Raw genomic sequence first — 7093 nt, forward strand, 5'->3', positions numbered from 1 at the left:
CGACCACGCAGACCGTGGTCGGGGGCGGCTCAGGCGTCGGCGCGCGCGTGCTCGTCGTCGAAGTTGCCGGTGACGAGGAAGGTGATGCGACGCGCGACGGAGACGCCGTGATCGCCGAACCGCTCGTAGTACCGGCCGAGCAGGGTGACGTCGACGGTCTCCTGCGCGTTGCCGGGCCAGTCCGGGTCGAGCGTCGCGGCGAAGGTGTCCTGGTGCAGGGCGTCGAGCAGGTCGTCGTCCTGCTGCACCTCGGCGGCGAGCGCGACGTCGCGGGTGGCGAGGAGCGCCGTCGTGCGCTGGGCGACGTGGACCGCCGCGCCGTGCATCTTGACGAAGGTCTCGCGCGCAGGCCCGGGCACGGCCTGGGCCGGGTAGCGGCCGCGGGCGATCTCGGCGACGTGCCGGGCGAGGTCGCCCATGCGCTCGAGCGACGCGCTGATGCGCAGCGCTGAGATGACGATCCGCAGGTCGGTCGCGACGGGCGCCTGCTGCGCGAGCAGGTGCACGCAGCGCTCGTCGAGCTCGCTCTCGAGCCGGTCGATGGCGTGGTCGGAGGCGATGACCTCCTGCGCCAGCTGGTGGTCTGCCCCGAGCAGGGCGTCGCCGGCGCGCCGGATGGCCGACTCGACGAGCCGGCTCATCTCGATGAGGTCGTCACCCACCTGGCGCAGCTCGGCCTCGAAGATCTCTCGCATCGCTGTCCTCTCGGAAAGAAGTGTTCTGACCGCACCCTGCCACGCCTCATGGACGGGCCGGGGGCGCCCAGGTGAACTCCGGGAGGGCCGAAGGTGAACAGTGGGCGACGGCTCGCTGAGCAGTTCCGCTCCGCGACGGATTCCCGCCCCGCCGCCACCTAGGCTGCTGCCGTGGACGGAATCCTCCCAGGCGTCACCGCGGTCGTCGCGGGCATCTTCGGCGTCGTGGTCGGCGTGATCGCCACTCTCGCCTTCCGCTTCTCCGAGCGGGTCCAGCGCCGGTCGCCGGAGGCGGCCCCCGCCGAGCTCGACGAGGGGCTCGTGCGCGTGCTCGCGGTGCTGCGGTCGGCCGCGGTGGTGCTCGACGAGGAGGACGAGGTGGTGCGCGCGTCGCCGCCCGCGTACGCGCTGGGCGTGGTGCGCAACGACGCCCTCCAGCATCCGTCGATCGTCGACCTGGTGCGCCAGGTGCGCCGCGACGGGGTGATCCGGGAGAAGGAGCTCGAGCTGCCGCGCGGCCCGATCGGTTCCGGCACGGTGCTCCTGCAGGTGCGGGTCGCGCCGGTGGGGCCGGACAAGCTCCTCGTCCTCGCCGAGGACCGGACCGAGGCACGCCGCGTCGAGGCCATCCGCCGCGACTTCGTCGTCAACGTGTCGCACGAGCTGAAGACGCCGGTCGGGGCGCTGGCGCTGCTGGCCGAGACGGTGCAGGACGCCGCGGACGACCCGGTGGCCGTGCGCCGCTTCACCCAGCGCATGCAGGCGGAGGCCCAGCGGCTGTCCGCGCTGGTGCACGAGATCATCGAGCTCTCCCGCCTGCAGGTGGCCGGCGCCCTGCAGGAGGTCAGCACCATCCCCGTGCGCGACGTCGTGGCAGAGGCGGTGGACCGCGCCCGCACCACCGCGCAGGCGAAGAACATCACCATCACGGTGGGCGGCACCGCGGACGTCCTCGTCTACGGCGACCACAACCTGCTGGTGACGGCGGTGCGCAACCTGCTGGACAACGCGGTCGCGTACTCGGCCGACCACACCCGCGTGGGCGTGGGGGTGCGCGAGCGTGGCGGCCTGGTTGAGATCGACGTCGTCGACCAGGGCGTCGGCATCGCCGCCGACGAGCAGGAGCGCGTCTTCGAGCGCTTCTACCGCGTGGACCCGGCGCGTTCCCGCGACACCGGCGGCACCGGGCTGGGACTGAGCATCGTCAAGCACGTCGCGGCCGACCACGGCGGCGACGTGCAGATGTGGTCCGAGCCCGGCAAGGGCTCCACGTTCACCCTGCGCATCCCGGCGGCCGACGTGCCGCAGGAGATCCCGCAGGACGTCCCGCAGTCCCCGCACGACCCGACCCGGCACGACCAGACCCAGCACGACCAGAACCCGAACAGTGGCACGACGGACGAGGAGGTAGGTGCGTGACGCGCATCCTGGTGGTCGAGGACGAGGAGTCCTACCGGGACCCCCTGACATATCAGCTGACCCGCGAGGGCTTCGAGGTCGTGGAGGCCTCGAACGGGGTGGACGCGCTGGCCGCCTACGACGACGGCGGCGCGGATCTCGTGCTGCTCGACCTCATGCTGCCCGGCCTGTCCGGGACGGAGGTGTGCCGCGAGCTGCGGCAGCGTGGCGACGTGCCCGTCATCATGCTCACGGCCAAGGACTCCGAGATCGACAAGGTCGTGGGCCTGGAGCTGGGCGCCGACGACTACGTCACGAAGCCGTACTCGTTCCGTGAGCTGCTGGCGCGCATGCGCGCCGTGATGCGGCGACGTGGCCCCGCCGCGCCGGACGCGGCGTCGAACGGGCACGACGACGACGGGGAGCCGGTGCTCGAGGTCGGCCCGGTGCGGATGGACGTGGAGCGGCACACCGTGACGGTGGGCGGCGACACGGTGTCCCTGCCGCTGAAGGAGTTCGACCTGCTGGAGCTGCTGCTGCGCAACGCCGGCCGTGTGCTGACCCGCGGGCAGCTCATCGACCGGGTGTGGGGTGCGGACTACGTCGGCGACACGAAGACGCTCGACGTTCACGTGAAGCGGATCCGCTCGAAGATCGAGTCCGACCCGGGGTCCCCGCAGCTCCTCCTGACCGTGCGCGGCCTGGGCTACAAGCTGGCGGACGACGACGCCTGACGCGCCTCACCACCCTGCGCCGAACAGGCGGTTGCGCACGTTCTGAACGCTCAGAACGTGCGCAACCGCCTGTTCGGCGCTGGTGTCGGGCGCCCTGGTGACCAGCCGCCCCGCACTGTTCACCCCTCGTTCACCTGCTCCTGGGTCCCGGGCCACCTTGCCTGCCTAGCGTTCCCGACGAACGCCGGTACTCCGCCGGTGCCACTCCGTGTGAACAGGATGGAACGAGACGTGAAGCTCAGCCGATTCACCCGTGCTGGATCCGCCGTCGCGGTCGGCGCGCTTGCCCTGACCCTCGCCGCGTGCGGCTCGGACCCGGCGACGCCGGGTGCGGCGTCCACCGACGGCTCGACGGAGGGCACCTCGACCCTCTCCGGTGAGCTCAGCGGTGGCGGTGCCTCCTCGCAGGAGTCCGCCCAGGAGGCGTGGCGTGCCGGCTTCCAGACGGCCAACCCGGACGTCACCGTCAACTACGACCCGGTGGGCTCGGGCGGTGGCCGCACCGGCTTCACCGACGGCTCGTACGCCTTCGCCGGCTCCGACGCAGCCCTGGACGACGACGAGATGTCGGCGGCCGAGGCCCAGTGCGGCGACGGCGGCGTCATCGAGTTCCCGGGCTACGTGAGCCCGATCGCCGTGGCCTTCAACCTGCCCGGCATCGACTCGCTGAACCTCAAGCCCGAGGTCATCGCGAACATCTTCTCGGGCAAGATCAAGGCCTGGAACGACGACGCGATCGCCGCCGACAACCCCGACGCCGACCTGCCGGACACCGCGATCACCGTGGTGCACCGTTCGGACGACTCGGGCACCACCGAGAACTTCCAGGCCTACCTGGCCGAGTCCGCCCCGCAGGCGTGGGACCACGAGCCCGACGGCGTGTGGCCGATCGAGGGCCAGGAGTCCGCGCAGGGCACCTCCGGCGTGGTCTCGGCCGCGCAGTCCGGCGAGGGCACCATCACCTACGCCGACGCCTCCCAGGTCTCCGGCCTCGGCACGGTGGCGGTCGGGGTGGGCGACGAGTTCGTCCCCTACAGCGCCGAGGCGGCCTCCGAGGTCGTCGCCCAGTCGCCGCGGGCCACGGGCACCGCCGACGGCGTGTACTCGATCGAGCTCAAGCGCGACGTGCCGGGCGCCTACCCGGTCGTCCTGGTCTCCTACCTGCTGGCCTGCGGCACCTACGCCGACCAGGCGCAGGCGGACCTGGTCAAGGGCTACCTCTCCTACCTCGTGAGCGAGGACGGCCAGAAGGTCGCCGCCGACGCGGCGGGCTCCGCCCCGCTGTCCTCGGACATCCGTGACGCGGTCCTGCCGTCGATCGAGGCCATCAAGGCCGCCTGACCCGGCGCGCACGGCCGGTCGAGCCCGCCGCCGGTCGAGCCCCCCGGGCTCGGCCGGCGGCAGCATCAACCACAGCAGGGGAACGAGGAGCACGAGTGACCACCACCGTCAGCCCGCCCGCCGAGCGGGTACCGGGTCGACCACGACGCCGACGCCGCACGACCGACCGCGGCTTCAACCGGGCCTTCCGCTGGATCGCGGTCGGCGCGGGCGTCCTCATCCTGGCGGTGCTGGCCGCCGTCGCCGTCTTCCTGCTGCAGCAGGCGTGGCCCGCCCTGACGGCCGGCTCGGACGAGCTGGCCGCCTCGGTGCCGCGGTACCCGGACGACACGTCGCTGCTCGAGTACGTCGGGCCGCTGGTGTTCGGCACGCTGCTCGCGGCGGCCCTCGCCCTCGCGCTCGCGACCCCGGTCGCGATGGGGATCGCACTGTTCATCTCGCACTACGCCCCGCCGCGGCTCTCCCAGGTGCTCGGGTACCTGGTGGACCTGCTCGCCGCGGTCCCGTCGGTCATCTACGGCCTGTGGGGCATCTTCGTGCTCGGCCCGGCGGCCCTGCCGCTGTGGGAGTGGCTCAGCTCGGTGCTCGGCTGGTTCCCGCTGTTCGCCGGCCCGGTGTCGCCCACCTCCCGCGTGCTGGCCACCGTCGCCGTCGTCCTCGCGGTGATGATCCTGCCGATCATCACCGCCGTCGCCCGCGAGGTCTTCCTGCAGACGCCGAAGCTGCACGAGGAGGCGGCCCTCGCCCTCGGCGCGACGCGCTGGGAGATGGTCCGCACCGCGGTGCTGCCGTTCGGCCGGTCGGGCGTGATCTCGGCCGCGATGCTCGGCCTGGGCCGCGCCCTCGGCGAGACGATGGCGGTGCTGATGATCCTGTCGCCCGGGTTCCTGTACTCGTTCCGGATCCTCGACAGCGCGCAGCAGCAGACCATCGCCGCCTACATCGCGCTCGACTTCCCGGAGGCGAGCGGCCTCGCGGTGAACACCCTGATCGCCACCGGCCTCGTGCTGTTCGTCATCACGCTGGCCGTCAACATGGGCGCGCGCGCGATCGTGGCGCGGCGCAAGGAATTCTCGGGGGCCAACTGATGAGCACGACCACCGTGGACCCCACCGACGCGACCGTGCGCACGCGGGCCGCGCTGACCGGTGCGGACGGCGCCCGGCGCCGCAAGGACCGCACCATGACGGTGCTGATCTGGGGCGCGTTCGTCGTGGCGATGGCCCCGCTCGTGTCGCTGATCTGGACGGTGCTGAGCAACGGCGTCGGCCGCATCAGCATGGACTTCCTGACCCTGTCGATGCGCAACATCTTCGGCGGCGACCCCAGCGGCGGCATCTACCACGCCATCGTGGGCACGCTGATCATCACGGCTCTGGCCACGGTGATCTCGGTCCCGATCGGCCTGCTGACCGCGATCTACCTCGTGGAGTACGGCAAGGGGGCCCTGGCGCGCTCGGTGACGTTCTTCATCGACGTCATGACGGGCATCCCGTCGATCGTGGCGGGTCTCTTCGCGGTCTCCCTGTTCACCTTGGTCTTGGGTCCGGGGGTGCGGATGGGCGTCATCGGCGCCGTCGCGCTGTCGGTGCTGATGATCCCCGTGGTGGTCCGGTCCTGCGAGGAGATGCTCAAGCTCGTGCCGCACGAGCTGCGCGAGGCGTCCTACGCCCTGGGCGTGCCGAAGTGGCTGACGATCGTCAAGGTCGTGCTGCGCACCTCGGTGGCGGGCCTCACCACGGGCATCCTGCTGTCGATCGCCCGCGTCATCGGCGAGACGGCGCCCCTGCTCGTGACGGTCGGCGTGACCGACTCGATCAACTTCGACCCCTTCGAGGGCCGCATGATGACGCTGCCGGTCTTCGCCTACCGCCAGTACAGCCAGGGCCTCGCGACGTGCCCGGGTGGCGCGTCGGCCACCTGCGTGCCCGACATCGCGATCCAGAACGCGTGGGGCGCCGCCCTCGTGCTGATCGTCCTGGTGCTCGCCCTCAACCTCATCGGCCGGCTGGTGAACCGCTGGTTCTCCCCGAAGCTGCGCTGACCCGCAGCCGCCGCCCGCCGCAGCCCACCAGAAAGAGACAGACGATGGCACAGCGCATCGACGTGAAGGACCTCAACATCTACTACGGCGACTTCCTCGCCGTGCAGGACGTGTCGATGACGATCGACCCGAAGTCGGTGACGGCGTTCATCGGCCCGTCCGGGTGCGGCAAGTCGACGCTCCTGCGCACGCTCAACCGGATGCACGAGGTGATCCCGGGCGCCCGCGTGGAGGGCACGGTCGAGATGGAGGGCGTCGACCTGTACGGGGACGACATCGACCCCGTGGCCGTGCGCCGCAACGTCGGCATGGTCTTCCAGCGGCCCAACCCGTTCCCGACGATGTCGATCCGGGACAACGTGCTGGCCGGGGTGCGCCTCAACAACCGCCGCATCGGCAAGGCGGCCGCCGAGGAGCTCGTCGAGTCGTCGCTGCGCGGCGCGAACCTGTGGAACGAGGTCAAGGACCGCCTCGACCGCCCGGGGTCGGGCCTGTCCGGCGGCCAGCAGCAGCGCCTGTGCATCGCCCGCGCGATCGCGGTGAAGCCGCAGGTCCTCCTGATGGACGAGCCGTGCTCGGCCCTCGACCCGATCTCCACGCTGGCGATCGAGGACCTCATCGGTGAGCTGAAGCAGGACTACACGATCGTCATCGTGACCCACAACATGCAGCAGGCGGCGCGCGTCAGCGACCGGACGGCGTTCTTCAACATCGCGGGGACCGGCAAGCCGGGCCGTCTGATCGAGATGAACGAGACGTCCACGATCTTCTCGACGCCGACCGAGCAGGCCACCGAGGACTACGTGTCCGGCCGCTTCGGGTGAGCCGGCCCGCCGGGTCCTCCGGCGGGAACGACGAAGGGGCGGGCCGCAGCGAGTCGC

General features: G+C 71.5%; 7 protein-coding genes. 6 read left to right on the plus strand and 1 reads right to left on the minus strand.

Features of this window, described 5'->3' with window-relative positions:
• Positions 1-29: 29 nt before the first annotated feature.
• Complete coding sequence (gene phoU / locus ACFT55_RS18000) at positions 30-695, minus strand: phosphate signaling complex protein PhoU (protein ID WP_380245216.1); 666 nt, start codon at positions 693-695, stop codon at positions 30-32.
• A gap of 171 nt (positions 696-866) precedes the next feature.
• Here phoU and ACFT55_RS18005 point away from each other — a divergent pair, with 171 nt between their 5' ends.
• From ACFT55_RS18005 to pstB, 6 genes are all read left to right on the plus strand, one after another.
• Positions 867-2114 (plus strand): sensor histidine kinase, encoded by a 1248-nt coding sequence (locus tag ACFT55_RS18005; RefSeq protein WP_380245217.1) that lies wholly within the window; start codon positions 867-869, stop codon positions 2112-2114.
• Positions 2111-2827, plus strand: coding sequence for a response regulator (locus tag ACFT55_RS18010; RefSeq protein ID WP_380245218.1), 717 nt, complete (start codon positions 2111-2113; stop codon positions 2825-2827). Before ACFT55_RS18005 ends, ACFT55_RS18010 begins: the two co-directional genes overlap by 4 nt.
• 231 nt (positions 2828-3058) lie before the next feature.
• Positions 3059-4168, plus strand: coding sequence for a phosphate ABC transporter substrate-binding protein PstS (locus ACFT55_RS18015; RefSeq protein ID WP_380245219.1), 1110 nt, complete (start codon positions 3059-3061; stop codon positions 4166-4168).
• 95 nt (positions 4169-4263) lie between these two features.
• Positions 4264-5256, plus strand: a complete 993-nt coding sequence (pstC, locus tag ACFT55_RS18020) for a phosphate ABC transporter permease subunit PstC (RefSeq protein WP_380245220.1) — start codon at positions 4264-4266, stop codon at positions 5254-5256.
• The gene (pstA, locus tag ACFT55_RS18025; protein WP_380245221.1) at positions 5256-6212 is read left to right on the plus strand and encodes a phosphate ABC transporter permease PstA; all 957 of its coding nucleotides are present in this window, start codon (positions 5256-5258) and stop codon (positions 6210-6212) included. Before pstC ends, pstA begins: the two co-directional genes overlap by 1 nt.
• 44 nt (positions 6213-6256) lie before the next feature.
• A complete protein-coding gene (pstB, locus tag ACFT55_RS18030; RefSeq protein ID WP_380245222.1) occupies positions 6257-7036 on the plus strand; it encodes a phosphate ABC transporter ATP-binding protein PstB in 780 nt (259 codons plus the stop codon).
• The last annotated feature ends 57 nt before the right edge of the window (positions 7037-7093 follow it).

Origin of the sequence: Isoptericola sp. NPDC057191 (assembly GCF_042670225.1) — a bacterium.
Taxonomy (GTDB): Bacteria; Actinomycetota; Actinomycetes; order Actinomycetales; family Cellulomonadaceae; genus Isoptericola.